Origin of the sequence: Xanthomonas sp. fls2-241-TYG-148 (assembly GCF_030208815.1) — a bacterium.
Lineage (GTDB): Bacteria > Pseudomonadota > Gammaproteobacteria > Xanthomonadales > Xanthomonadaceae > Xanthomonas > Xanthomonas campestris.
The window spans coordinates 57,068-82,151 of sequence record NZ_JARVTE010000008.1; the positions used below are offsets into that span (position 1 = coordinate 57,068).

The 25,084-nt window shown below is 63.8% G+C and carries 22 protein-coding genes, 1 tRNA gene and 1 pseudogene; 12 read left to right on the top strand and 12 right to left on the bottom strand.

Features of this window, described 5'->3' with window-relative positions:
- Positions 1-78: 78 nt before the first annotated feature.
- The 3 genes from QRM60_RS10545 (at position 79) to QRM60_RS10555 (ending at position 3,465) form a co-directional block, all read left to right on the top strand.
- Complete coding sequence (locus QRM60_RS10545; protein WP_285446184.1) at positions 79-1,764, top strand: glycoside hydrolase family 6 protein; 1,686 nt, start codon at positions 79-81, stop codon at positions 1,762-1,764.
- 27 nt (positions 1,765-1,791) lie between these two features.
- Positions 1,792-1,953: a hypothetical protein gene (locus tag QRM60_RS10550; RefSeq protein WP_285446165.1), complete on the top strand. Its 162-nt coding sequence runs from the start codon at positions 1,792-1,794 to the stop codon at positions 1,951-1,953.
- Between the two features lie 477 nt (positions 1,954-2,430).
- A complete protein-coding gene (locus QRM60_RS10555) occupies positions 2,431-3,465 on the top strand; it encodes a cytochrome P450 (protein ID WP_285446166.1) in 1,035 nt (344 codons plus the stop codon).
- Positions 3,466-3,556: 91 nt separating this feature from the next.
- Here QRM60_RS10555 and QRM60_RS10560 read toward each other — a convergent pair whose 3' ends face one another.
- From QRM60_RS10560 to QRM60_RS10580, 5 genes are all read right to left on the bottom strand, one after another.
- Complete coding sequence (locus tag QRM60_RS10560) at positions 3,557-4,606, bottom strand: LacI family DNA-binding transcriptional regulator (protein WP_285446167.1); 1,050 nt, start codon at positions 4,604-4,606, stop codon at positions 3,557-3,559.
- A 51-nt stretch (positions 4,607-4,657) separates the two neighbouring features.
- Positions 4,658-6,076: a M20/M25/M40 family metallo-hydrolase gene (locus QRM60_RS10565; RefSeq protein WP_285446168.1), complete on the bottom strand. Its 1,419-nt coding sequence runs from the start codon at positions 6,074-6,076 to the stop codon at positions 4,658-4,660.
- A 114-nt stretch (positions 6,077-6,190) separates the two neighbouring features.
- Positions 6,191-6,622: a large-conductance mechanosensitive channel protein MscL gene (gene mscL, locus QRM60_RS10570; protein ID WP_285446169.1), complete on the bottom strand. Its 432-nt coding sequence runs from the start codon at positions 6,620-6,622 to the stop codon at positions 6,191-6,193.
- A 61-nt stretch (positions 6,623-6,683) separates the two neighbouring features.
- Positions 6,684-7,397 (bottom strand): fumarylacetoacetate hydrolase family protein, encoded by a 714-nt coding sequence (locus tag QRM60_RS10575; protein ID WP_014508750.1) that lies wholly within the window; start codon positions 7,395-7,397, stop codon positions 6,684-6,686.
- A 92-nt stretch (positions 7,398-7,489) separates the two neighbouring features.
- On the bottom strand, positions 7,490-7,765 hold the full coding sequence (locus QRM60_RS10580) for a hypothetical protein (RefSeq protein WP_115571766.1): 276 nt from the start codon (positions 7,763-7,765) through the stop codon (positions 7,490-7,492).
- Between the two features lie 420 nt (positions 7,766-8,185).
- Here QRM60_RS10580 and QRM60_RS10585 point away from each other — a divergent pair, with 420 nt between their 5' ends.
- Positions 8,186-8,527: a Rieske (2Fe-2S) protein gene (locus tag QRM60_RS10585; protein ID WP_057671632.1), complete on the top strand. Its 342-nt coding sequence runs from the start codon at positions 8,186-8,188 to the stop codon at positions 8,525-8,527.
- A 358-nt stretch (positions 8,528-8,885) separates the two neighbouring features.
- On the opposite strand, the gene QRM60_RS10590 is transcribed toward QRM60_RS10585, so the two are convergent.
- From QRM60_RS10590 to thiS, 4 genes are all read right to left on the bottom strand, one after another.
- Positions 8,886-10,748, bottom strand: coding sequence for an SLC13 family permease (locus QRM60_RS10590; RefSeq protein ID WP_285446170.1), 1,863 nt, complete (start codon positions 10,746-10,748; stop codon positions 8,886-8,888).
- A 74-nt stretch (positions 10,749-10,822) separates the two neighbouring features.
- Positions 10,823-11,581: a tRNA (guanosine(46)-N7)-methyltransferase TrmB gene (trmB, locus tag QRM60_RS10595; protein ID WP_285446171.1), complete on the bottom strand. Its 759-nt coding sequence runs from the start codon at positions 11,579-11,581 to the stop codon at positions 10,823-10,825.
- A 144-nt stretch (positions 11,582-11,725) separates the two neighbouring features.
- Complete coding sequence (locus QRM60_RS10600; RefSeq protein ID WP_011038257.1) at positions 11,726-12,520, bottom strand: thiazole synthase; 795 nt, start codon at positions 12,518-12,520, stop codon at positions 11,726-11,728.
- A gap of 48 nt (positions 12,521-12,568) precedes the next feature.
- The gene (gene thiS, locus QRM60_RS10605; RefSeq protein WP_012437546.1) at positions 12,569-12,769 is read right to left on the bottom strand and encodes a sulfur carrier protein ThiS; all 201 of its coding nucleotides are present in this window, start codon (positions 12,767-12,769) and stop codon (positions 12,569-12,571) included.
- Positions 12,770-12,957: 188 nt separating this feature from the next.
- Between thiS and QRM60_RS10610 the strand changes: the two genes are divergently transcribed.
- From QRM60_RS10610 to QRM60_RS10630, 5 genes are all read left to right on the top strand, one after another.
- Positions 12,958-14,742 carry an autotransporter domain-containing protein gene (locus QRM60_RS10610; RefSeq protein WP_285446185.1) on the top strand — a complete coding sequence of 595 codons (1,785 nt, stop codon included), beginning with the start codon at positions 12,958-12,960 and terminating at the stop codon, positions 14,740-14,742.
- Positions 14,743-14,864: 122 nt separating this feature from the next.
- Positions 14,865-14,938 (top strand) — tRNA-Gly (locus tag QRM60_RS10615).
- 1,027 nt (positions 14,939-15,965) lie between these two features.
- Complete coding sequence (locus tag QRM60_RS10620; protein ID WP_042594934.1) at positions 15,966-16,121, top strand: hypothetical protein; 156 nt, start codon at positions 15,966-15,968, stop codon at positions 16,119-16,121.
- Between the two features lie 175 nt (positions 16,122-16,296).
- Positions 16,297-16,692, top strand: coding sequence for a hypothetical protein (locus QRM60_RS10625; protein WP_285446172.1), 396 nt, complete (start codon positions 16,297-16,299; stop codon positions 16,690-16,692).
- 130 nt (positions 16,693-16,822) lie between these two features.
- Positions 16,823-17,215, top strand: coding sequence for an H-NS family nucleoid-associated regulatory protein (locus QRM60_RS10630; RefSeq protein ID WP_011038224.1), 393 nt, complete (start codon positions 16,823-16,825; stop codon positions 17,213-17,215).
- 541 nt (positions 17,216-17,756) lie between these two features.
- Here QRM60_RS10630 and glgX read toward each other — a convergent pair.
- Entirely contained in the window at positions 17,757-19,886 is a 2,130-nt protein-coding gene (gene glgX, locus QRM60_RS10635; protein WP_016945001.1) for a glycogen debranching protein GlgX, read from the bottom strand.
- Positions 19,887-20,379: 493 nt separating this feature from the next.
- Here glgX and rimK point away from each other — a divergent pair, with 493 nt between their 5' ends.
- From rimK to QRM60_RS10650, 3 genes are all read left to right on the top strand, one after another.
- Entirely contained in the window at positions 20,380-21,255 is an 876-nt protein-coding gene (gene rimK, locus QRM60_RS10640; protein WP_285446173.1) for a 30S ribosomal protein S6--L-glutamate ligase, read from the top strand.
- A 649-nt stretch (positions 21,256-21,904) separates the two neighbouring features.
- Positions 21,905-22,582 carry a response regulator transcription factor gene (locus tag QRM60_RS10645; RefSeq protein ID WP_003490678.1) on the top strand — a complete coding sequence of 226 codons (678 nt, stop codon included), beginning with the start codon at positions 21,905-21,907 and terminating at the stop codon, positions 22,580-22,582.
- Positions 22,575-23,909 (top strand): HAMP domain-containing sensor histidine kinase, encoded by a 1,335-nt coding sequence (locus tag QRM60_RS10650; RefSeq protein WP_012437598.1) that lies wholly within the window; start codon positions 22,575-22,577, stop codon positions 23,907-23,909. Before QRM60_RS10645 ends, QRM60_RS10650 begins: the two co-directional genes overlap by 8 nt.
- A gap of 97 nt (positions 23,910-24,006) precedes the next feature.
- On the opposite strand, the pseudogene QRM60_RS10655 reads toward QRM60_RS10650, so the two are convergent.
- Both QRM60_RS10655 and coaE read right to left on the bottom strand, forming a co-directional pair.
- Positions 24,007-24,288 (bottom strand): annotated as a pseudogene (locus QRM60_RS10655) (SymE family type I addiction module toxin).
- Positions 24,289-24,455: 167 nt separating this feature from the next.
- Positions 24,456-25,079 (bottom strand): dephospho-CoA kinase, encoded by a 624-nt coding sequence (gene coaE, locus QRM60_RS10660; RefSeq protein ID WP_285446174.1) that lies wholly within the window; start codon positions 25,077-25,079, stop codon positions 24,456-24,458.
- Positions 25,080-25,084: the final 5 nt, after the last annotated feature.

Below are 25,084 nucleotides of genomic sequence, written 5' to 3' on the forward strand. Positions count from 1 at the left end.
GTAGGCCAATACCACCACGGTCGTGCTGAAAGAACATCCGCAATCCCTGAGAACCAACCACGGAAAAAGGTGAATACCATGCGTTCCAATCAAGGCATCCGTTGCAACATCAAGCGCACACTGGCGTTGTCATTGCTGGTTGCAAACCCTTTGCTGATCGCGGCGGTGTCCGCGCAATCGCATGTCGATAATCCCTTCGTAGGCGCAACCGGCTATGTGAATCCGGATTACGCAAAAAAGGTGGATGCATCGATTGCGAAAGTGAAAGGTGTGCCGCTCAAGGCGAAAATGGGTGTGGTCAAAAACACTCCCACGGCGGTCTGGCTCGATCGCATCGATGCGATTGCCGGCGGCTCAAAGAACGCCGGGCGCCTCGGTTTGCGCGCGCATCTGGACGCGGCGCTGGCGCAAAAGAAGGCCAACACACCCATCACCGCCAGCTTCGTCATTTACGATCTGCCCGGGCGCGACTGCCATGCATTGGCATCCAATGGTGAACTGCCGCTCACTCCTGCAGCGCTGGAGCGCTACAAGAAAGAATACATCGACGTGATTGCCGGCATCTTTGCCGATCCGAAGTACAAGGACATCCGCATCGTCAATGTCATCGAGCCCGATAGCCTGCCCAACCTTGTCACCAACTTGAACGACATGCGCTGCGCGTTGGCCAATTCCACCGGCATCTACGAGGCCGGCATCAAGTACGCGATCGACAAGCTGCACGCAATTCCCAATACCTACAATTATCTGGATATCGGCCATTCCGGCTGGTTGGGTTGGGATAGCAATCGCGGCCCGACCATTGCGCTGTACACGCGCGTGGTGCAGGGCACCGCCGCGGGCCTGTCCAGCGTCGATGGCTTTGTGACCAACACCGCCAATACCACGCCGTTGAACGAGCCCAATTTGCCCAACCCCGAGTTGAGCGTGAATGGCCAGCCGATCAAATCGGCCAAGTACTACGAATGGAATCCGTATTTTGACGAGACCGATTTCACCCAGGCGCTGTATAGCGGATTCGTCGGTGCGGGCTGGCCGGGCACGATCGGCTTCATCATCGATACCGGGCGTAATGGCTGGGGCGGGCCGAATCGCCCGACTGCGGCAGTCGGCAGCGACATCACGACCTATGTGAATACCGGGCGCATCGATCGCCGGCTCCATCGTGGCAATTGGTGCAATCAGAGCAACGCAGGGATCGGCATGCCGCCCGCTGCAGCGCCCGGTGCGCATCTGGATGCCTACGCATGGGTCAAGCCACCGGGTGAGTCGGATGGTTCCAGCACGCTGATTCCGAATAATGAAGGCAAGGGCTTCGACCGGATGTGCGACCCGACCTACACCACGGCCGACGGCGTGCTCAGTGGTGCGATGCCGGGCGCGCCGATTTCCGGCGCCTGGTTCCACAACCAGTTCGTTGCGCTGGTCAACAACGCCTATCCGGACATCGCGACCGCCAGCGCCGCATCTGTTGTACTGCCACCGCGCCAAGTACCGGCTGCAACCCGTGGGCTCACCGCTACGGTGGGAGACAGCAACGTCAAGCTGAGCTGGTCGGCCGTCAGCGGCGCAGCCAGCTACACCGTGCAGCGCCGCGCCGGCACCACGGGGGCATTGACGACGGTGAGCAGCAACCTCACCTCAACCACCTATGTAGACCGCGCGGTCGACAATGGTGCCGCGTACACGTACGTGGTGACGGCCAACAATACGGCAGGTGCGAGTGCACCGTCGGAGATGGTGATTGCGCGGCCGAACAACTAGCCGTCTTGCTCTTCTCAGTGCAGTGAGATGATCGCAACGCAGTCTGCGGTGATGGCGGTCGTGAACACGACGGCCGCCATCAGCGAGCCCCGCAGCCGTACACATCGTGTCATGCAGCTGTTTTCGCGCTTTGCCTGCATGGGCGTCGTGCGTCAGTACGAAATTGCGAACTTCGCTCTGATCGTCTGAGCCGGATTGCTGTGCTTCCCATCACCGGCATAGGCCGGTGGCTGCAGTTCGCCCGGTCGCAAGCCCGGGCACCCTCCCATTTGGCCGCATCGGCGGGAAGCGATGCGGCTTTTTTTATGCAGGCGCATTGCGCCGCAGTGACATGCGCGTTGCGATCTGTGCGCGCTTGCAGGGTTTTGCGTTGGAGCAGGGAGTAGGTTCGATCTTGCGAGCTCAACCGTAACTGGCTCGCGGCGCTACCTGTGTTTCTACCTGGTTTCATCCCCCCGCAAGGGCAATCCCACCTGAAGGATTCCGCTCATGAAACTGTTGTTTGCCATCAAGCATCGCCTTGCTTCCAACAAGAGCCTGAAGTCGCACGCTTGGTACATCTGGTACTGAACGTGCACCCGCCGCAGAGATGATGCGGCCCGGTGAACCGGCCCGCGCCGGCGATCTCCAGGTTGTCGGACGCGGGCTTTCTTTCGGAGTCATACGATGTCGCACTCGCTTGCCGGCGACATGCGCCGCACCGTGTTTGCACCACGGCTGCAGGCCTTGCTCGATGCGTACATCGGGCAAGACGTCTTTCGTCTGGAGCCCGACACGGTGGGCGTGGCGGGGCCGGTGCTGACGCATCGCCTGCTCGCTGCACGCCCGGCCTCGGAGACGGAACGACCAACCTTCAAGCCATTGCATGGGCGCTCCATTGCACGCGTCGATGCCTCTCGCCTGATGCAGGCGATTGGTCGCGATGTGCGCGAAGCTTTGAAAATGCCAGCGGTACAAGTCGATCTGTCGGGCAGTTGGCCGCATGTTGGCCACGTGTATCTGCGCGACCTGTTGCTTGGTGGAGATCCGTTGCGCTTGCGCGTGCTGATGGACCGCGTGCTCGAACTCAGACCCAAGTTGACCTGGGCGGTGATTGCCGCCGGCGCCGCGTTACCGTTGACGTTGGCACCCAATGCCTCCTCGTTGGCGCGGGTGACGGCGGCCGCAGGCAGTTATGACGAACGCCGCTACGCCCTGGGCCTGTACCGGCGTACCGCAGCTCCGGTGTGCTTTACCATTTCTACTTTGGTAGCCAATGCCATGTGGTTGGGATCGCCGTTCTCAGCGAGCGACAGCAACCGCAGTATCATTTACGAAGCGCTACGATTGTTGCCGCCATCCTGGAACATCCTGCGCAATGCATCACCGGGATATCCCGCCTTGGATCACCGCATCGGTGCGGCCGATGACGTGTTGGTGTTGCCGTTGCTCAGTCACCGCGATCCCGCGCTGTGGGACGCGCCCAATGTGTTTCGTCCGGCGCGTTGGGACGCGTTGGATCCAGACAATCACCCCGGCTATTTTCCGTTTGGTCATGCCTCGGAGCGCTGTTGGGGCAGGCACATGGTGATGCCGCTTGCCGAGCGCCTGCTGGAGCTGTTGCGCAGCCAGGGCCTGACAGCGGCAACCAGCCAACGCCGCGCCGATGTGCCATTGACTGGGCTTTTAGGTGTTGCGGACGTCACCCTGGTCAGGGCCTAAAACAACGCGATCGCATCGCCGATGCGCAGGGCGTTGTGCTGTTGGGTGATGTGCTCTCATCGCCCAACAGCGTAGTTGAGCCATTACCACATCACCCCACCGGCGCCGCCGTCGAACCGCGCTTCACCAGCGTGTACTTCATCACCTGATGCACGCCCTGCACTGGTGCACCTTTGCGTCGTTCGCGAATGGCGTCGGCCAGCAGCGAGACGGCGGCGCGGCCCATTGCGGTGACCGGTTGATGCACGGTGGTGAGTTCGGGCCAGATGGTGGTGGCCACCGGGGTGTCGTCGAAGCCGGCCACTGACACATCCTCGGGCACGCGCAGGCCCAGCCCGTGCGCGACCGCTACGGTGGCTGCTGCCATGTCGTCGTTGCTGCAGAAGATCGCCGTGGGCGGTGCGGGCTGTGCGAGCAACGCGCGCGCGGCGAGCAGGCCCGAATGATAGGTGAACAATCCGTCTGCGATCAGCGCCTCATCGATCTCCAGCCCCGCCGCCTGCAGGCTGTCGGCGTAGCCACTGGCACGCAGCGCGCTGGGTGTGTGTTTGGGGTCGCCCTTGATCAAGGCGATGCGGCGATGGCCAAGCGCGATCAGGTGATCGACGAGCGCGCGCGCGGCCTGGTAATCGTCGATGCGCACCGAGCTGATCTGCGCCATCGGTGCGCCACTGGCCACCGCAACCACCGGGATGCCGCGTGCATCGAGTTCGGCAATGGTCTGGCGTGAATCGCACAACGGCGGCGGCAGGATCACGCCATCCACGCCGGCGGCGAGCAGGCGTTCGGTGGCAGCACGCTGGCTGCGGATGGCGCCGCATTTCTCCACCAGCACCTGGCTGCCATTGAGACTGCTCTGTTCGAGCAGGCCGAGCATGAATTGATTGAGGTACGCCGCACTCGGGTTGCTGTACAGCACGCCGATGCGCAGCAATCCACTGGTGCGCAGCGAGCGGCCGGCCAGATTCGGCCGGTAGCCCAAGGCCTGCACGGAGGCCTCCACCCGCACCCGCATGTCTTCGCCCACATGCGGGTGGCGGTTGATGACGCGCGAGGCTGTCATCGGCGAGACGCCTGCGTGTTTGGCGACATCCAGCAGGGTTGCTGCCGTGGTCGCAGTGCGTTGCTGCTTGGCCGCCATCGTGTGTGCTCGTCCTGGAGTTGAAGCGCACCGCTGGCAGTGCGCCTCAGCTTACTCGTTCGGCGGCTGCACAGACTTTGCGCGGCTGCCGAAATCGCCATCGGCTTCGGCGGCCAGATACGCGAACACGGTGTAGGCGGCCACATTCTGCGCGAGCGCCTTCGGGTCGATCTTGTCCAGGGTGTCGTCTGCGGTGTGGTGCAGATCGAAGTAGTCGGTGCCGTCCTGCGCCAGCCACGCCCAGGCACCGCCCTTGGCGGAGATCGGCCCCACATCCGGGCCAGGGCCGCCCTTGCTGGGCTCATACGCGATGCCCAGCGGCTTCAGCACTTCGGCAATCTGCTGGGTGGCCGCGCGCGATTGTTCCGGCGCCGCCGAACCGGTGTTGAAGGCGTAGATGCGCCCGGCACCGAAGTCGCTTTCAGCGCCAATCTGATGCAGCGCCATGTCCTTGGCATCCTTGCCATGCGCAGCCGCATACGCCTTGCCGCCGTACAGGCCCTGCTCTTCGTTGGCGAAGGCCACCACGCGAATCGTGCGCTTGGGCGCTTGCTTGAGCTGGCCGATCAGATGGCCGGCGGCCATGGTGATCGCCACGCCTGCGCCGTCGTCAATGGCGCCGGTGCCCAGGTCCCACGAATCCAGATGCCCGCCGATCACCACCACTTCCTTCGGCTTGCTACGCCCGGTGATTTCGCCGATCACGTTGTACGAAGTGGATGTGCCATCCCAGCCGCAATCCAGCGCCAGCCGCACGCGGGTGCTACCCAGGGCTGCCAGGCGTGCCAACTGGTTGGCATCGGGCACCGACAATGCCGCTGCGGGTACCGGGGTGAGGCCTTCATCGAAACGGGTGATGCCGGTGTGCGGTACGCGATGCGAGTCGGTGCCGGCCGAGCGCATCACAAAGCCGATGGCGCCTTTGCGGATTGCTTCGGAAGGGCCCTTGCTGCGCACTGCGCCGCCGTTGCCGTAGTCCTTGCCGTCGCGCGCCTTAACCATCTGGTAATCGACAAAGGCAATCTTGCCGGCCAGGGAACCCGCCGGCGCCGCCTGCAATGCAGCCAGATTCTCGAAGCGCACGATCTCGCCTTGCACGGTGCCGCCCGGGCTACCGCCCAGCGCAGTGATATGCAAGGGCTGCGCATGTGCGCCGATGACGGCGGCCTGCTCGCTGCGGCGCTCCCACTTGGGGAAAGTGACCGGCTCGGTCCAGACCTTGTCAAAGCCCAAGGCCTTGAATTTCGCCTTGGCCCAGGCCACCGCGCGTGGATCCGCTTCACCGCCGGCAATGCGCGGGCCCACTTCGGTGGTCAACGATTCCACCACTGCAAAGCCGGTGCTGTCGGCCAGCGCCTGCTCGCGCAACTGCGCGGCGGTGCGCAACGCGCTATCGGGAATGCTGGTGGGCGCGGCAAGCGCCGCGGAGGTGGCAAGCAGGGCGGAGATGGCGACAGCGAGGCGACGCATGCAGGGCGGCTCCAACGACAAGGGGGACCCCGAGCTTATCAGCGCGAGGTCCCCCGTCTGCGTGCGAAAAGTCATCCTTGTGTGCGAAGTGCGTGCAAGGATGTGGCCGCTTGCTTACGGCACGGTTGGATTCTTGAGCGTGTCGTTCTTGAGCGAGTCGCGGATCTCGCGCAGCAGCAGCACTTCTTCGCTCGGTCCCTTGGGAGCATCCGGCTTGCGCTGGCTGAGGCGGTTGATCAGCTTGACCACCAGGAAGATCGCAAAGGCAATGATCACGAACTGCACGACGGTGTTGATGAAGCCACCGTAGCCGATCACCACGGCAGGAATTTCCTTGCCGGTGGCATCCACGCCCGCCGGTTTGAGCACCCACGCCAGCCGCGAAAAATCCACGTTGCCGATGGCCCAGCCGATCGGCGGCATGATGATCTTTTCCACCAGCGCGGTGACGATCTTGCCGAACGCCGCGCCGATGACCACACCGACCGCCAGGTCGATGACATTGCCACGCATCGCGAATTGCTTGAATTCGCTGACCATTCCCATAGTGCACTCCAGATGGGGACGCGGACCCACTGCCGCTGCAGCGATCGTAGCCCGGCCGATGTCAGCCCGCGATGATGCCGTGGCGTTCGGCCACGTTTTCCAGGCGCGCACTGAATTGATCGCCCGGCAACAACGGGCCGACGCCGGCCGGCGTGCCCATGAAGATCAGATCGCCCGCGCGCAATGCATAGAGCTTGGACAGCTCGTGCAGGATCTCCGGCACATTCCAGATCATCTGGTCCAGCAACGATTGCTGGCGCACTTCGCCGTTGACTTCCAGCGACAGGTTCAATGCATCCAGTGCACCCACTTCGCCGGCATGCACCAGCTCGCTGATCGGTGCGGAATGATCGAAGCCCTTGGCGATGTCCCAGGGCAGGCCCTTGGCCTTGGCCGCGGCCTGCAGATCACGACGGGTCAGGTCCAGGCCCACGCCGTAGCCATAGATCAGGGCCTCGGCCTGGTCCACAGGCAGTTCACCGGCGGGTGCATCGCTGCCCAAGGCCACCACCAGCTCCACCTCGTGGTGCAGCTCCTTGGTGCCGGGCGGGTAGGGGATGTGGTCGCCATGACCCACCACGATGGCGTCGGCCGGTTTCATGAAGAACGTGGGCTGGCCACGTTCGGCCTTGGACGCTGGCGCGGTGGCACCCATTTCGCGGGCGTGATCGGCAAAGTTGCGGCCGACGCAATAGATGCGGTGCACCGGAAAACTACCGCCACCCACCACCGGAATGCGCGGGACATCGGCAGCGGGAATCACATCGTGGGTCATGCACGCATCCTCAAAGACAGGACGCGTGAGTCTAGCTGCTTGGCGGTGCAGGCGAAAACAACGCGCGCCTCAGGCGCGCTGCAACGTGCGGCTCAGTGCGAGAGCGGCAGTGCCGGTTTGCGGACCACGTGGTACTCGGCGTCCACTACGCGGGCGTGCTGCGGCGCGCGGCGGTTGGACTTGCTCAACAATTTCCAGGCCACGCCACCGAGGATCATCGCAGCGCCCACGAACACGCTGAAGAAGATCAGCACGGCCAGGATAGCCAGGCCGGCGAGGCCAGCGGCAACGCGCACCAACGGGTGACGCGGCTTGCGCGGCGCAAACAGGTGGTGGAGGTTGCCGAATTGGAAGATGCGTGCGGGCATGGCGGTGGGCTGCCGGAGGAAACGAGGGGGCAGTATCGTTGCGGTTTCATGTCATTGAGTGAAAAGTTCGTTAAATCGAGTGCCGTTTTGTTAAACCCATCACATGGGTTGTGTTGAACCACGCGCTTCGCGTGTCGTTGGGTCTGCGCGCGGTTGTGTCTGCTAACTGCGATCGCTTGGCTGTAATCAGCTGGTTGCAACTGGTTGCAGCTGGTTGCAGAAGCTGCGGCGTGTAGTGGGGAAGTTGCCGTGCGGCCTGGCTGATAGTCAGACGCGTTGGTTGGTAGGTCTGCGCGATGGCGAAGCCGCGCGGAGCCGCAGTGACGCGGACGCCGCCGCCTTGAAATGGCGCAAGGGGCCAAGGCGCAGTGCCCAGGGAGCGGCATGGCACAATCAGGTCTGTTCGCAGCGATCGATCCCATGTCGTCACTACCGCCCACCGCGCCGATTCCGTTGGCGCAGATTCCCGATGCCGGATTTCTAGAAGTCGAAGCGCTGTGGGATGGCGGGCCGGAATCGGTGGTGTTGTATCGGGAGGGTGCACAGGTCCGCGCCTGGTTGAACGTGTGCCCGCACGCTGGCCGCCGGCTGGATTGGGCGCCCGGCCAGTTTCTCAAGACCAAGGAAGGCCAGCTGGTGTGCGCCGCGCACGGCGCGGCGTTCGAGCTGGATGCCGGCGAGTGCGTCAGCGGGCCGTGTCGCGGCCAATCGCTGGTGGCGGTGCCGGTGCGCATCGATGGCGAGCATGTGCTGCTGGGGTGAGGCGGCGTGGGCGTAGATGCGCTTCATGCGGCGTCGCGAGGGCAGTCGTCGCTATGCTGCAGACCGCACGCTTCAAGACTGTTGTACTGCAAGACTGCTGGACTGCTGGAGGTAGTGCGCGCAGTGCACCGGCATCCGCCACGCACTGCCAGTGCCAGTGCCAGTCACGACTATCCGCGTGTTGCGATGCCGCCGCCAGTCAGATGCTCACTGCAAAGAGTGCCCATCGATCGCAGCGCCACTGCAATGGATTACATGCATCGACCGCAGCGCAGCGCACGTATTCGAAAGTCGGCACGACGGCGCGCCATCAATCAGCAAAGAAGCAGCAACGCTTCGCGCTGCCGCAACAGCGCGCTCAGCGCACCGCCCACCAGAACATCAGGTTGATCATCGTCACCATCACCACGATGTAGATCAGTGACAGCGGAGCGCCCACGCGCCACAGTTCGCGCGGCTGGTAGTTGGCCGGGCCGGTCACCATCGAGATCACCGGGTTGGAGGCGGTCATCAGGTTGTTGGATGCCGACAACGCTACGATCAAGGCGAACGCCGTGGGGTTGCCGTTGGCCGCTAGCGCCAGGTTGACCGCGATCGGCACCATCACGATGGTCGCGCCGACATGGCTGATCACCAGCGAGAAAGCGGTCGTCAACAAGGCCAGGCTGATCTCCAGCGCCCACACCGGCATGCCTTCCGGCAGGCGGTCGATGGTGTGGCCGGCCACCCACGCCGCGGTGCCGCTGCTGTCCATCGCCCAGCCGAGCGGAATCAGCCCGGCCATCATGAAGATGGTCTTCCAGTTGATCGAGGCGTAGGCCTCGTCCATGCGCAGCACGCCGGTCACCAGCATGCAGGCCACGCCGGTCATCAAGGTCAGTGCCACCGGCAGCTTGGAAGTCAGCGCAATCAGGATGGTAAAGGCGAAGATCGCCATCGCGATCTTGAACTTGTGCGGGCGCTGTTCGCCCTTCGGGAAGTCGGTGACCGGCACGAAGTCGCGGCTTTCCGCGGCCTGCGCCAGGTCCTGCCAGATGCTGTGGAACACCAGCATGTCGCCGGCGCGCAGTGCCACGTTGCGCACGTCCTCGCGAATCACCTGCTTGTCGCGGTTGATCGCCAGCAGGCTGATGCCGCTTTGCTTGCGCAGCCGCAGCTCGGCGGCGTTCTTGCCGATCAGGCGCGAGTTGGGCGGAATCACCGCCTCGGAAATACCAGCCAGGCTTGGGTTGAACAGATCGCCCAGGTTGCGCAGGCGCGAGGACATGCGCAGGAAATGGTTCTGCGCAAAGTCGGTCACGTCCTGGCGCTTGCCCATCGCACCCAGCACGCTGCCGACCCAGATGCGCATGTCGGCCGGCGGGGCCAGGCGGGTGTCGTTGCCGGTCTTCAGCGCCAACAGCAGCGGCGCATCGTGAATGGCTTCGGCCTCGCCCAGCGTCATGCCCACCAATGGGCTTTCGGCAGTGACGGTGAGTTCGAACACATCGCCATCGATGCCGTAGGTCTTGGCGAAATAGCTCTCGGTGCGCGATGGCGTGACGCCCTCGTTGATCAGGCGCTCTTCCTCGATCAGCTTGCGGTCGCCGTAGAACCGGAAATACAGCAAGGCAGCCATCAGCAGTGCCAGACCGATCGGCAGCGGTGCAAACATGGTCAACGGCTCGATGCTGGCCATGCCCGAGGGCAGGTTGTTGTTGGCCGACACCAACAAATCGTTGAGCAGGATCAGCGGCGAATTACCCACCATGGTGAGCGCGCCGCCCATCACGATCGCCGCGGCGATCGGCAACAGCATGCGTTGCAAGGTGAGCCCGGTGCGTGCGGCCAGCCGCGAGGCGACCGGCAGGTAGAGCGCCATCACCGAGGGGTTTTGCATGAAGGACGAATTCAGGCCGGAGATCCCCAGCGTCATCATCATCAGCCGCTGCTCGCTGCCGTGCGAACGCCGCAGCAACCAGGTGGCCAGGCGGTTCAAGGCGCCGGTGCGCTCCAGCCCCGCGCCTAGGATGGTGGTGGCGATGATGCTCATCACCGCGTTACCGGAGAAGCCGCCAAACAGTTCCTCCGGCGCCACCAGCCCGGTGACGCCCAACACCACCAACACGATCAACGCCACCACGTCGGCGCGGATGCGCTCGAACAGGAACATCGCCATCGTAAAGCCGACCAGCCCGAGGACGAGCTTCATGTCGTTGGTCAGCGTTAGCGCGGTGTCCATGAGGTGCCGGGATTCGTGATTCGGGAATAGGGATTCGTGGACAAGCGGAGCGTCGGGCTGCGGCGATGCCGCTGTTACGAATCCCGAATCCCGACTCCCGAATCACGGTCATACAGCAAATCCCACACGCCGTGGCCCAGCTTCTGGCCGCGGGTCTCGAAGTGGGTTTGTGGGCGCCAGGCGGGGCGTGCGACGTGGCCGCGTGGGCCGGCGCGGTTCACCAGGCCCTCGGTGGCGTCGAGCACGTCCCACATCTGTTCGGCGTAGTCGGCCCAGTCGGTGGCTGCGTGCAAGCGGCCGCCTGCGCGCAGCTTGCGCACCAGCAGCTGCGCAAACGCCGGCTGCAAAAGGCGGCGCTTGTTGTGGCGCTTCTTGTGCCATGGGTCCGGGAAGTAAATGCGTACTTCGTCCAGCGCGCCATCGGCGATCTCGCGCTCGAGCACTTCCACTGCATCGTGGTGATACAGGCGCACATGCGTGGCGCCGTCATCGTCCAGCGCATTGAGCAGCCGCCCGACACCGGGGGCATGCACCTCGATGCCGATGTAGTCGCGCGCAGGGTCGTGCTGGGCTGCGAAGCGCAAGGCCGCACCATTGCCGAAACCGATCTCCAGCACCTTGGGTGCGGGGCGGCCGAACACGGCGTCCAGGTCACGCGGGGTGCCGGTGTAGTCCAGGCCGAAGCGCGGCCACAACTCGTCGAACGCGCGCTGCTGCGCCGGCGTAAAGCGGCCCTGGCGCAACACGAAGCTGCGCACCTGGCGGCGGCCCTCTTCGATGGTGAAGGGCTTGGGCGGCATCTTGGCGCCCTCGCTGGTGAAAGGATCAGTCATGAAAATCAGCCATCGGCAAACAACGCCCCTGTCCCGCCGGGAGAGGGGTGTGAGTAAAGGAAAAATGCAAGCCAAGCAGGCGTCGCGCGCCGCGGCCCGCGCCAGGCGCAGGCCGCGCATGCAAGGCCATCTCGGCGCGCCTGCTCATCCGATCACGCCATCGACCGGGCTCGACGCCGAGGCGTAGCGCTTGCGTGGAATCCGGCCGGCCAGGAATGCCTCGCGGCCGGCTTCGATCGCCTTGCGCATCGCGCTGGCCATCAGGATCGGGTCGCGGGCACCGGCAATGGCGGTGTTCATCAGCACGCCGTCGCAGCCCAGTTCCATCGCAATGGCGGCATCGGAGGCGGTGCCAACGCCGGCGTCGACGATGATCGGCACCTTGGCGTTTTCGATGATTTCCAGCAGGTTGTACTTGTTCTGGATGCCCAGGCCCGAGCCGATCGGCGCGGCCAGCGGCATCACCGCCACGCAGCCGATCTCTTCCAGCCGCTTGGCCAGGATCGGGTCATCGGAGGTGTACACCATGACCTCGAAGCCGTCGGCGACCAGTTGTTCGGCGGCCTTGAGCGTCTGCACCACGTCCGGATAGAGCGTGCGCTCGTCGCCCAGCACTTCCAGCTTGGTGAGGTTGTGGCCATCCAGCAGCTCGCGGGCCAGCCGGCAGGTGCGCACCGCGTCTTCGGCGGTGTAGCAGCCGGCGGTGTTGGGCAGCAGGGTGTAGCGGTCCGGCGGCAGCACGTCGAGCAGGCTGGGCGCGTTGGGGTCCTGGCCAATGTTCACCCGGCGAATGGCCACGGTGACGATCTGCGCGGCAGCGGCCTCGGTGGCCAGGCGGGTTTCGTCCAGGTCCTTGAACTTGCCGGTGCCGGTCAGCAGGCGCGAACGGTAGGGCTTGCCGGCGATCACCAGCGCATCGGAGGGGGCGGAAAGTGTCATGCGGCGATTATCACCGATCGGGCGTGGATGCGCCGGCCATCACCGCGATCAACCGCCGCCTAGTGCATGCACGATTTCCACCACGTCGCCCTCGCGCAGCGCATGGGTGGCGTGCAAACCGCGCGAAACGATTTCGCCATTGACCTCTACCGCAACGCGGCGCTGCGACAGACCTTCAAGTTCCAGCAGCGCGGACAACAACACGTTGTCGGGAAGCGTGCGTGGAGTGCCGTTGAGTTGAATGTTCATGTCATCATTGTTGCATCGCGTGCCGCCAGGGCGCGCGTTTTGCGTTATGCGGCAATGCAGCGTGAGCGTGGACGGCGAGGGTGAAACGATGTGCCATTCGCCGGCGTACGTATGCAGGCCGGTCCGGTTCCACTCTACCTTGAGCAGGCATTCCCATGGCTTCAACCCTTCGCCCGATCCGTTCCCTGATGGCCGTGGCCATCGCGCTGGCGGCCAGCCCGGCCATGGCCGACTCGGCCTTCGATCAGACCGTGTTCTTCGGTGACAGCCTCACCGACAGCGGCTACTACAACCCGCTGCTGCCAGCCGCCTCGCGCGCGGTCACCGGCAAGTTCACCACCAACCCGGGCTGGGTGTGGGCCGAGTACGTGGGCGACCACTTCGGCACCAATGCAGCGCCCAACGGCAATGGCCAGACCGGCGACAACTACGCTGCCGGCGGTGCGCGCATCCAGGCCAGTTCGGTCAGCGCGCTCGGCGCAGCGCCGTCGGTAACCAGCCAGATCAACACATATTTAGCGGCCAACGGCGGCCAGGCCAACCCGAATGCGCTGTACACCGTGTGGGGCGGCGCCAATGACCTGCTCGCTGCGGCCACCGCGCCTGCCCAGGCGCAGGCCATCATCGGCAGCGCCGTGACCGCCCAGGTGGGCGCGGTGGGCGCGCTGCAGGCCGCTGGCGCACGTTATGTAATGGTGCCGACAATTCCGGATGTGGGCATCACCCCGCGCTTCCGCGCTGGCGGTGCCGCCGCCATGGCGCAGGGCACGGCCGCTGCCACCGCCTACAACACCGCATTGTTCAACGGTCTGCAGGCGGCCGGCCTGCGGGTGATCCCGGTCGATACCTTCCACATCCTGCAGGAAGTGGTTGCCGACCCGGGCACTTACGGTTTCAGCAACGTCACCGGTACCGCCTGCAACCCGGCGCTCGCGCTGCCGGCCTGCAACCCCACCAGCCTGGTCGCCGCGAACGCGCCCAACACCTATGTGTTCGCCGACGGCATCCACCCCACCACGGCCACCCACCAGATCCTGGGCCAGTACGCCATCTCGCTGTTGGAAGCGCCGCGCCTGCAGCAGGTGCTGACGCGCTCCGCCCAGGCCGGCGGCCGCGCACGTGCCGACCAGGTGGCTTGGCACCTCGACGGCAAGCCCGAGGCCGATGGCCTGCGTTGGTGGGGGAGCGTGCGTGGCGACATTCAGCGCTACGACGATGCGGACCTGTACGACGGCATGGCGCCGGCCGGCCTGTTCGGCGTGGATTGGACCGCCGGTGACCTGGTGTTCGGCGGCTTTGCCGGCTTCGGCCGCATGGACGCCGACTTCGGCAACCGCAACGGCAGCTTCAAGCAGGACGACACCACCCTGGGCGGTTTCGTCGGCTGGTACACCGGCCCGGTCTGGGTCAACGCCCAGGTCAGCTACAGCTGGCTGAGCTACGACGTGGACCGCGAAGTGCAACTGGGGCCAGCCACCCGCGTGCACAGCGGCTCGCCGGACGGCAGTAACCTCACTGCTGCGGTCAATGCCGGCTATTCGCTGGGCGAAGGCAACGTCAAGTACGGCCCGGTGGTCGGCCTGACCTGGCAGAAGCTCAAGCTCGATGGTTACACCGAAAGCAACGCAAGCTCCACCGCGCTGGGCTATGCCGACCAGGACATCGACTCGCTGGTGGGCCGCATCGGCTTCCAGGTGCGCCTGGATGGCGCGCCGGTCAAGCCGTACCTGCAGGCCACCTACGACCACGAGTTCAAGGACGGCACCGAAGCCAGCGCCTGGCTGCAGTCGATGCCGGAAGTGGGCATGTACACCGTCCCGGGCCAGAACTTCGACCGCAACTACGCGACCGTTGTGCTGGGCGCCCGCACCGGCATCTGGGGCCTGCAGAGCAACATCGGCCTGAGCACCACCACCGCCCAGCGCAGCGCCCGCGACGCCACCGTGTTCGTGAACTTTAGCGGCAACTTCTGACCGTACCCGCTGCACCCCCAGCGTCAAGGCTGTCTACGACAAGGGCCGGGTAACCGGCCCTTGTCATGTGCGACACGCATTGCGCCCAAGGCCTGCCGGCGCATAAACTCTGCCCACGCCACGCGGGCGTAGCTCAATGGTAGAGCTGTAGCTTCCCAAGCTACTGACGTGGGTTCGATTCCCATCGCCCGCTCCATGCACCGCAACTGTTTTTCGGTGGCGAGTTGCTCCATAAGAGCACCCACGCTCAGCGATCCAGCAATCACTCCTCGACCGGCGAACAGGCTTGCTTATCAAGCCAGGTCTGCATGCGCCATGCGTCGTAAGGGAATGAAACGATGACGCACCACACCGCAACCGGCCCCAGCGTAGCGTCGTAGGAGCTTGGACCTCGCGTGCATGGCATCCAATCTGCCTCGATTCCCTGTTGGCCAAACCCACTAGCGATGATGGCTCGCTGGCTGGAGGCCACCCAAAGTGCCTGTCCGACAAAACACAGCGGTTGATTCGATAAATCGCATTGCATAGAGCATTCTCCAACGATGATCGCGGATCATTGCGCATCTAAAATTCGTAGGGGTGACATGCGGTTTATCACCGCAGCACCTTTCGATTAAGGAGTTTTTCTCTTGTTCATCGTTGTCACGCATGTGCCGGCCATGGAGCGCAGAGCCGCGAAGCTGGAATCCGCCGCTTTTTTATCCTTAATTACTGCGCGCTGGGACCGATTAATGACGTCGCGCGCCTAATTGCGGCCTAGCTTCGTTCGCCCTCAGTTGACCCTACGCACGAATTGAAGGGCGGTCAGACCATTGATATCCCTTGGGCGGCTAGCGCTGCCCTTGCGGCGTCTGTCGCATGCATTCCAAGCGCAGCACTATCGCGGTCGAGTCGCCGATCGCCATGTAGTGCTCGGCATGGTGATGGTGATATGTGCACGCTTTCCGCTGCGCTTGTCGGTTAATTGATTTAAGAGGGTGTCTGCGAAAAACGCGACGTATCAGATAGCTTGATGCTCGGCTTGAGGGTGTGCTCCATCCGCTCAACTGCGTGACATCTGCGATTCGAACGAAAAGCTCAAACACGCAATGCATGCCACCGCCTAACGTCGAGGCCGTCATGGCACAGTCGATCGCACTCGCGCGCAGCGGATCAATCACACGTCAGGCTCACGCACCCTGAGCGACGGTGGGCAGGTGGCACTGTTGCCCTGGGAGAAACGCATGAGCACCGACAACGACACCAATCGAGGCCCCTCCGATCCAAACCCGCCGGATGGCGTCAAGGCGCCGGGCAAGCCGCACGCCCCTGTGCAGGAAGGTCCGGCACAAGACAGCGAGATCGATGATGACGACAGCATCGAGGGCGACGACGTTTGAGCACGCCGTCCTATCAGACCGATGCCGGGCAGGTGTGTAGGACGCTACTGGCGCCATCGTTGGCGAAGCGGCCGCGCAGATCGCTTCGCAATTTCCTTCCCCGCCGTCAGGAAGCTCCTGATTGAGCGGGGTCGAGCGTACGCCCATAGTGGCAACATCCTTCGACACAAGCGCCATGGCCACCACGCACACCCAATTGGTTGGAGCACTCCTCAAAGGCATGCGGCGCGCCGAATATGCGCGTGCCGCGTCGGTCGCCTATGCCGCCGGTATGGCGGATCAGATGAACAGTGGCTTCGGCACCCTGGACGATGCCGGCAAGGTGCTGGAAATGTTTGGGCTGGATGCCGAGCAAATTCAAGAGCTTGGCTTGATCGGTGTGGAGGAGCTCGGGGAGACGGTGTTCCATGCCTGGTCGATCAATGCCGGCGAAGTGGAGCGCGTCAGGCAGTGGTTTTGCGCGCCACGGGTCGAATTCGTCGGCAAGCACTGCAGCGAGCTGATCCGTAACGGGCGCATCGGCCCGGTTTTGACCATGGCGCGCGAGCAGGCGCTGCTGCGGCCACGCTGAGCGGGCCTGCAACTGCCGTGCTGCAGCCGCTTTACGCTGGGCGGGCCTGCAACTGCCGTGCTGCAGCCGCTTTACGCTGGGCGGTGCAACGGCAATACTCGCTGACCTGTCCAAGAATTTTGCTTCGCCCATGCGCCAAGGTTCGCCCGCGTCACCCTCCGCCGCCGCCAAAGCCCAACTGCTGGAAGAGCTGCGCAAGCTCGAGCAGGAAGAGGCGCAATTGAAATACGCCCAGACCCTGGAAGCGTTCGACCAGGTGATCGAGACGCTGACCCAGTTCGGTGGCCGCTTCAACACCAAGCAAAAAGCCCAGATCGCTTCGCTGGCCACGACCGGCAAGGTCAAGGGCCCGTTGACGTCTAGCGGCGAGGTGGCCGCCAAGTACTGGCTGCCGCATTCGGGCGAGACCTGGTCCGGTCGTGGTCGCACGCCGCGCGCGTTCAAGGCGTGGGAGGGCACCAGCTCCTATAAGGAATGGAAGGCCAAGCACCCGGACAAGCGCTTTCCGTTGTATCCGGGCTGAGCTGCGGTCGATCGCTGCTACTTGTGGCACACACACAGAGATGGAAATCAAACGGCCGCGCGGGCGAGATCGACAGCCTCACGCTTGGTAGCGCGGCTGCGCGCTGGGGGAAAGGTCAACACAGTCTGGCGGCCTCCGGCGTGACCCTTTGTCGGAAGTGATTGCTGGGCTCGGCTACGCGATACCCGATGCCGTTTGCAAGCGCATCGCGATCACGGTCGAACATCATCCGCGTGCGCGTAGACAAGAGGCTTAGGTAAGCACGAGGCTGCAGACGGCATTGCACCCTGCATGGCAATCGCTGATAGGGTTCATCGCCTGCCTACACCAGCCGGACAGCGGCGCGTGCTGCGGCGTGTGGCGCAAGCTGGCCATGATCGGCGCTGGGCCGGCTTGGCTACGCAGCCAAATCGATAAGCCCCAATTGTGTCGGCTGCGCCCGCGCTGCAGGCTGCCAGATATCCGCATACAAACAAGTAGCCAAAAAAAAGCCCGCCTTCCATCCAATGAAAGGCGGGCTTGCTAACGCACGCTCAAGGCATCAGCCTACCTTGCACTCGAATACCGTGATGCTACGCGGCGGTGCCAGGAACTCGCTGGCACCGGCCGGCATGCTGTCCACTTCCAGCGCTTCGTCGGTGGAGAGCGCAAGCTTCCAGTGCACCGGTTCGTCGGAAGAGGGCAGGGTGAAGGTCACGCCCTCGTGGTAGGCATTGATCACGATCAGCAAGGTAGCGTCGTTGCCGCGTTCCTTGACGCCGGAGGTCTGCGCCTTGCCTTCCAGCAGCAGTCCCACCGAGCGCGCGCCGGCATCGGTCCAGTGCGCGTCGTCCATCTCGGTGCCGCCCGGATTGAGCCAGGTCAGATCACGCAGGCCAGCTTCTTCGTTGTACTGCCCGTTGAGGAAGCGGCCACGCGACAGGATCGGGTAACGTTTACGTAGCGCGGTCAGTGATTTGACGAAGTCGGTCAGGCGGCCGTCGGTGGGGTCGTTTTCCCAGTCGAGCCAGGTGATTTCATTGTCCTGGCAATAGGTGTTGTTGTTGCCGCCCTGCGACTGCGCCCGCTCGTCGCCGGCCAGCATCATCGGCGTGCCTTGCGAGAGCAGCAGCGTGGCGAGCAGGTTCTTCATCTGCCGCTCGCGAAGTTGCAGGATGTCGGCGTTGTCGGTCTCGCCTTCTTCGCCGTAGTTGCATGAGCCATCGTTGGAGGACCCGTCGCGGTTGTCCTCGCCGTTGTCGATGTTGTGCTTTTCGTTGTAGCTCACCAGATCGCGCAGGGTGAAACCGTCGTGCGCAGTGATGAAGTTCACCGATGCCCAGGGGCGGCGGCCGCGGCGGTCGAACAGGTCCGCAGAGCCGGTGAAGCGTGTTGCAAACTCTGCCAGCTTGCCGTCCTCGCCCTTCCAGAACTCGCGCGCGTTGTCGCGGAATTTGTCATTCCACTCCGACCAACCCGGCGGGAAATGCCCCACCTGATAGCCGCCCGGGCCGCAATCCCATGGTTCGGCAATGAGCTTGACTTCCGACAACAGCGGATCCTGGTTGCAGGCATCCAGGAAGCCACCGCGTTGATCGAAGCCGCTCGGCTCGCGGCCCAGGATCGTGGCCAGGTCGAAACGGAACCCGTCCACATGCATTTCGCCAGCCCAGTAGCGCAGCGAATCGTTGACGAACTGGATCACCCGCGAATTGCTCAGGTTGAGCGTATTGCCGGTGCCGGTGTCGTTGATGTAGTAGCGCTTGTCTTCGGCAAGACGGTAATAGCTGGCGTTGTCGATGCCCTTGAACGAGAGCGTCGGCCCAAGTTCGCTGCCTTCGGCGGTGTGGTTGTAGACCACGTCCAGAATCACTTCCAGGCCTTGCTTGTGCATCGCCTTGACCATGTCGCGGAACTCGTCGCGATGGCCGCTGGAAAGGTAGCGCGACTTCAACGCGAAGAAGCTGATGGTGTTGTAGCCCCAGTAGTTACGCAGGCCCTTGTCCAGCAAATGCTGATCGTCCAGATACGCATGCACGGGCAGCAATTCCACTGCCGTAATGCCCAGGTCCTTGATGTACTGCAGCACCGATGGCTGCGCCAGGCCGGCAAAGGTGCCGCGCACGGCTTCCGGCACCTGCGCGTTGCGCATGGTGTAGCCACGTACGTGGGTTTCGTAGATCACCGTCTCGTTCCACGGCTTGAGCAGGCGCGCATCGTCTTCCCAGTCGTAGGTGTCTTCAACCACCACGCACTTGGGCATGAACGGCGCGCTGTCGCGCTCGTCGAAGCTCAGGTCGCCATCAGGATGCCCGACCGTGTAGCCATACAACTCATCGGCCCACACCAGATCGCCATCGAGTTCACGCGCATATGGATCCAGCAACAGCTTGTTGTGGTTGAACCGGTGTCCCTCGGTGGGCGCATAGGGGCCGTGCACACGGTAGCCATAACGCTGGCCGGGCTTTACGTCGGGTAGATAGCCATGCCAGATCTCGTTGGTGTACTCGGGCAGGTCGACCCGGCTTTCGTTACCTTGTTCGTCGAACAGGCACAGCTCCACACGCGTGGCATGCGCGGAAAACAGCGCAAAGTTGGTGCCCTTGCCATCGAAGATGGCGCCGCGTGGGAACGGGCGGCCTTGGCGGATACGGGATGGGGTGGCATAAGCCGCGCTGGCGGGATGTCGCATTGGGCAGGATCTCGTGAACCGGCACGCCGGCATTTAGGGGGCTCAAGCATTGCTGGTGAGACTGTGCAAGACACGTCACGGCCGCAGTGGGGCCGCGTGAGGGTGGCTGCGTATATGTCGTTGGGTGATCAATCAACCACGCACGGTCAGCAACCGGCATCGTGATGCGTTGGTGGTTCGGCTCGATATCGCGCGTCATGTCGCGTCCGCTTGGTGCCACAACACGCGGCGTTGCCATCACCCTTTGCTTGAGCAGCGCGCCGGCGCCCTGCTAGCATCGATCCCGGTTGAGGCCGCGCGGTTTGCGTTGCCACTTCCTCGCTGAGTCGCTTTCGCTTCCCACTCCTTGGGGCCGTCGCATACCAGTCGGATCGACGCGTGCAGGGCGCATGGCAGCCTGGCAACGATCGGCTCATTGGCAGCGGAACGGGCTTGGGGCTTTCGTCGCCATCAGATCCCGACCATGACCAGGCCGCGCCGCGCGAATGCCGCGATGAAAATCGCCATCCTCTCCCGCAACAGCAAGCTGTATTCGACCCGCCGCCTGATCGAGGCCGGCCGCACACGCGGGCACACCGTGCGCATCCTCGACCCGCTGCGCTGCTACATGCGCATTGCCGCGGACGGCTTCAGCCTGCACTACAAGGGCAAGCCGATCACCGGGTTTGACGCGGTGATTCCGCGCGTTGGCGCATCGGTCACCCGGTACGGCACCGCGGTGCTGCGCCAGCTCGAATTCATGGGCACCTATACGCCCAACCCCTCCGACGCCATCCTGCGTTCGCGCGACAAATTGCGTGCGCACCAGCTGCTGGCGTCGCAAGGTATCGATATGCCGGTGACTGTCTTCGGCGACAACCCCGACGACACCCAGGACTTGCTGTCCATGCTCGGGCCCCCGCCGCATGTGGTGAAGTTGAATGAAGGCGCCCAGGGCGCCGGCGTCATCCTGACCGAGAAGGCCAGCGCGTCGCGCGGCGTGGTCGAGGCGCTGCGTGGGCTATACGCCAATTTCATCGTGCAGGAATTCATCGGTGAGGCTGAAGGCGCTGACCTGCGTTGCTTCGTGGTGGGCGACCGCGTAGTGGCGGCGATGCGGCGCCAGGCCGCCGACGGTGACTTCCGATCCAATCTGCATCTGGGTGGCACCGCCGCCATGGCCGAGGCCTCCCCGCAGGAGCAGGATGTCGCGGTGCGCTCGGCACGTGCGCTGGGCCTGGCGGTGGCCGGGGTCGACCTGATCCGCTCGCAGCGCGGGCCCTTGGTGCTGGAGGTCAACTCCACCCCAGGCCTAGAGGGGGTGGAGGGCGTCTGCGGCGTGGATGTGGCCGGCACCATCATCCAGCATCTGGAGCAGGCCGTCCGTTGATCGGGACGCCAGCTGTTTTAGCAGAAAGTTAACGAAACTCTAATCCTTGCCCCGCTAACGTCTGCCGACCGTAGCTCCGCTCTCGGCAGTGACGGTGATCGGGATGAACGTTTGGCCCAGGTGCCTAGCCGCACCTGGGCCTTTTTGTGACGGCTTGCCGGCCCTCAGGTTCAGGTCTACATTCAGCAACAACTGCAATGGATCAGCGGACAACACGCATGACGCAACAGGGGGCGAGACCAACATGGAGAGAGGCGTCTGCACTCGGCGGCACGATCTCCATTGCCCGCCAAGTTGCGCTTGGCCAGCGTGGGCATCTGCAACGCGTACTGCCAGCAGCCATCGTTGATCCCGCTGGCGTAGGTGTCCGGCAGTGGAGTCCGCGCTGCAACTTTCCAGCCCCATTGCCTGTCATAACAGACGCTGTGCGTGCTTCAGCACATGCAGGCTGTTCAATGCGGTATGACCGGCCAGCGGGCCTGATGCATGTGGGCCACCTGAACGCGTTAGGCTACCGGCCCAGGCGCATGACGAACGACGGCGGCCGAATGGCGCCGGATGCAGAATGCCAACCAGAAAACGATAAGGCGCGGCGGCAACGGCAGATCGCCAACCGCCGCGTCAGTGACTCAAAACAATCGAGGTTCCAGTGCGAATTCTAGTAATCGAAGACAACAGCGACATCGCCGCCAATCTGGGTGACTACCTGGAAGACCGTGGCCACACGGTGGACTTTGCCGCTGACGGCGTTACCGGCCTGCATCTAGCGGTGGTGCACGAGTTCGACGCCATCGTGCTCGACCTCAACCTGCCGGGCATGGACGGCATCGAGGTCTGCCGCAAGCTGCGCAACGAAGCGCGCAAGCAGACGCCGGTGCTGATGCTCACCGCACGCGACTCGCTGGACAACAAGCTGGCCGGTTTCGATTCCGGCGCCGACGACTACCTGATCAAGCCGTTCGCGTTGCAGGAAGTGGAAGTGCGGCTCAACGCACTGTCGCGTCGCGGCAAGGGCGTGCACACCCGCGTGCTGGAAACCGGCGACCTGGAATACAACCTGGACACGCTGGAAGTGCGCCGCCGCGGCAAGCTACTGCAACTCAACCCCACCGCGCTGAAGATCCTGCAGGCGTTGATGGAAGCGTCACCGGCCGTGGTTACGCGCCAGGAACTGGAAACCCGCGTCTGGGGCGAAGAACTGCCCGACTCGGATTCGTTGCGCGTGCACATCCATGGCCTGCGTGCCGTGGTGGACAAGCCGTTCGACGTGCCGATGATCCAGACCCGTCACGGCATCGGCTACCGCATCGCCTCGCCCGATGCCTGAGAGCTCCAGCGGAACGCGGCCCGCGCGCAGGCGTGGCCGCTACCGGCGGCGCCTGCGCAGCCGCATCATTCTCTCGTTCGTGTTGCTGGGCTTCTGCCTGACGACGCTGTTCGCCTTCGCCACCAACTGGGCACGCTCGCGCGTGGAAAACCAGCTGGTGGAGGACGTGATGAACCGCAATATCGACGCGTTCGCACAGCGGTTCTATTCCGACCCCCTGCGTAACCCCGACCTGCCAGTGCAGCAGATGCGCGGCCGCGTGGTGAAGAGCGACAAATTCGAAGCGCTGCGTCGCGAGCAGCCCGAGTGGTACCAGCTACGCGATGGCATTCACACCATCTCCGGCGTGGACGAAGGCGGCAACGCATATTCGTACAAGCTTGCGGTGCGCAAGACGCCCAGCGAGTGGTTTTTCCTCGCGTACGACATGACCCAGACGCTCAAGGGCGAGATCCAGCTCAAGCGCACCTTGACGTTGTCGGTGCTGGTTTTCAGCGGGCTGTCGTTGCTGATCGGCTGGTGGTCCGCGTCCAAGGTCATGCGCCCGGTGTCTGACCTGGCCGCGCGCCTACGCGCCTACCGCGGCGGCACCAGCGAACCGAAGCCGCTGGCCGCACATTTCCCCGATGACGAAGTGGGCCAGCTCGCCGAAGCGTTGGACGACTACTCCGCGCGCCTCACCGAGGTGGTCCAGCGCGACCGCGAATTCAACGCCGACGTCAGCCACGAACTGCGTACCCCGCTGGCGGTGATCCGTGGCGCTACCGAGCTGCTGCTGACCAAACCCAACCTGGATGAAAAGGTGCTGCAGCGGCTGCAACGCATCCAGCGTGCCGAACAGCAATGCAGCGATCTGATCGGCTCGCTGCTGCTGCTGTCGCGCAACGAGCGCGGGCAGGGCAGCAGCAACGTGGCCAAGGTGGCCGAGCAACTGATCGACTCACACCGCGCCCAGCTCGGCGGAAAACCGCTGGAACTGCTGCTGGAAGGCGTGCGCGACCTGGTCATCGACGCACCCGAATCCGCGCTCTCCGTCGCGCTCGGCAACCTGATCGGTAACGCCGTCAAATACACCCAGGATGGCCAAGTACGGGTACGCGTGCTGGCAGACGCGGTAGAAGTCATCGACTCCGGCCCCGGCTTGAGCGAAGAAGACGCCGCCAAGCTGTTCCAGCGCGGCTATCGGGGCACCCACGCCGGCCACTCGCAAGGCGGCGGCATCGGCCTGTCGATCGTCAGCCGCCTCTGCGACCTCTACGGCTGGCGTGTGAGCGTGCGGCCAGGGCAGGAGCGGGGCGTCATCGCAACACTGGCTTTCCATCGCTAACCAAGCCGCTTGGTAGAAGCGCACTCGTGCGCGAGGGCCTTACCCATCAATCCGCCGCGCGGCAGGGCTCCTGGCGATCACTGTGGCCAAGCAACTCTCAGCACTCCGCCCTCGTCACTACTAGCTCTTCCAGGCGAACAGTGACTTGTAGCTTGCAGCCAGCCACAAACTCCACCTACTCCAGCCACCGCCCGCGTAACCGCACGCTGGGAATCCGTTGGCTATGCGCCCGGCCGAGCTACGCTTCGTAGAACGCAGAGGTGACCGCAGCGCGCTAGCGTGCGTGCCCCGCAAGGCGAACGCTTCGAAAGATCATCGATGCCGAGCCTCGCGGACGGGGTCGAAGTCGACATTTACAGATCGATAATGGCGACAACATCAGCTGCACTAGGCTGCGTACCGATCACGGATGCAGCCTGCCCGTCAGGCGGGGCAGGCTGCTCGGCGTCTAGTTTGGTCCGCTTCAGCGTTTGAGATGAGTCACGCTCACGGCCTCAATCCCCGGATTCATAATCAGGCGATGACGCATATGAGCCGCGATGCCACTCAGTTCCGACTTTGAGAGGCGTGAAGCAAGGCCCGGTACGTCGCATCCAGCTCTTGCGCGTGCCGCGCTAAATCGGCCGTATCGCCCTCATTACTGACAACATCATCGGCCATTGCTAGTCGCTGTTCGCGAGAAGCTTGCGCGGCAATCATCTGATCAGCCAAGACTGATGAAGTGCCGTCCCGCTGTATTAGGCGAGCGTGTTGAAGTGACACTGGAGCATCGATGACGAGGATGCGATCCAGCCAGGGATACGTGGCTCGGCCGCCCGCTTCGGCCAGCAGGGGGATCGCGACGATGGCGTAAGCGCCTTCGGCCGCCTGCGCGGCGCGCTGCAGCTCTGCACGAATGGCAGGGTGCGTGATGGCTTCCAGCGCTTTGCGTTGACTTGGATCGTCAAAAACAACGTTGCGTAAGGCTCGCCGGTCCAGCCTGCCATCCGGCAGCAAGATGTCTGGACCAAATCGGTCCACGATTGCATCCAAAATGGGCCCAGGCGCCACCACTTGCCGCGCAACGACATCGGCGTCGATCACCGGTACACCCAGCTTCTCGAACTCAGCGGCGAGCGCGCTCTTGCCGGAGGCGATGCCGCCGGTAAGGCCGACGATGAAGTTGCTCATCGTCG

Bases quoted from the DNA above. Each gene is read 5' to 3' on its own strand.
- QRM60_RS10545 (WP_285446184.1), top strand. From the start codon at position 79: ATGCGTTCCAATCAAGGCATCCGTTGCAACATCAAGCGCACACTGGCG.
- QRM60_RS10550 (WP_285446165.1), top strand. From the start codon at position 1,792: ATGATCGCAACGCAGTCTGCGGTGATGGCGGTCGTGAACACGACGGCC.
- QRM60_RS10555 (WP_285446166.1), top strand. From the start codon at position 2,431: ATGTCGCACTCGCTTGCCGGCGACATGCGCCGCACCGTGTTTGCACCA.
- QRM60_RS10560 (WP_285446167.1), bottom strand. From the start codon at position 4,606: ATGGCGGCCAAGCAGCAACGCACTGCGACCACGGCAGCAACCCTGCTG.
- QRM60_RS10565 (WP_285446168.1), bottom strand. From the start codon at position 6,076: ATGCGTCGCCTCGCTGTCGCCATCTCCGCCCTGCTTGCCACCTCCGCG.
- mscL (WP_285446169.1), bottom strand. From the start codon at position 6,622: ATGGGAATGGTCAGCGAATTCAAGCAATTCGCGATGCGTGGCAATGTC.
- QRM60_RS10575 (WP_014508750.1), bottom strand. From the start codon at position 7,397: ATGACCCACGATGTGATTCCCGCTGCCGATGTCCCGCGCATTCCGGTG.
- QRM60_RS10580 (WP_115571766.1), bottom strand. From the start codon at position 7,765: ATGCCCGCACGCATCTTCCAATTCGGCAACCTCCACCACCTGTTTGCG.
- QRM60_RS10585 (WP_057671632.1), top strand. From the start codon at position 8,186: ATGTCGTCACTACCGCCCACCGCGCCGATTCCGTTGGCGCAGATTCCC.
- QRM60_RS10590 (WP_285446170.1), bottom strand. From the start codon at position 10,748: ATGGACACCGCGCTAACGCTGACCAACGACATGAAGCTCGTCCTCGGG.
- trmB (WP_285446171.1), bottom strand. From the start codon at position 11,581: ATGACTGATCCTTTCACCAGCGAGGGCGCCAAGATGCCGCCCAAGCCC.
- QRM60_RS10600 (WP_011038257.1), bottom strand. From the start codon at position 12,520: ATGACACTTTCCGCCCCCTCCGATGCGCTGGTGATCGCCGGCAAGCCC.
- thiS (WP_012437546.1), bottom strand. From the start codon at position 12,769: ATGAACATTCAACTCAACGGCACTCCACGCACGCTTCCCGACAACGTG.
- QRM60_RS10610 (WP_285446185.1), top strand. From the start codon at position 12,958: ATGGCCGTGGCCATCGCGCTGGCGGCCAGCCCGGCCATGGCCGACTCG.
- QRM60_RS10620 (WP_042594934.1), top strand. From the start codon at position 15,966: ATGAGCACCGACAACGACACCAATCGAGGCCCCTCCGATCCAAACCCG.
- QRM60_RS10625 (WP_285446172.1), top strand. From the start codon at position 16,297: ATGGCCACCACGCACACCCAATTGGTTGGAGCACTCCTCAAAGGCATG.
- QRM60_RS10630 (WP_011038224.1), top strand. From the start codon at position 16,823: ATGCGCCAAGGTTCGCCCGCGTCACCCTCCGCCGCCGCCAAAGCCCAA.
- glgX (WP_016945001.1), bottom strand. From the start codon at position 19,886: ATGCGACATCCCGCCAGCGCGGCTTATGCCACCCCATCCCGTATCCGC.
- rimK (WP_285446173.1), top strand. From the start codon at position 20,380: ATGAAAATCGCCATCCTCTCCCGCAACAGCAAGCTGTATTCGACCCGC.
- QRM60_RS10650 (WP_012437598.1), top strand. From the start codon at position 22,575: ATGCCTGAGAGCTCCAGCGGAACGCGGCCCGCGCGCAGGCGTGGCCGC.
- coaE (WP_285446174.1), bottom strand. From the start codon at position 25,079: ATGAGCAACTTCATCGTCGGCCTTACCGGCGGCATCGCCTCCGGCAAG.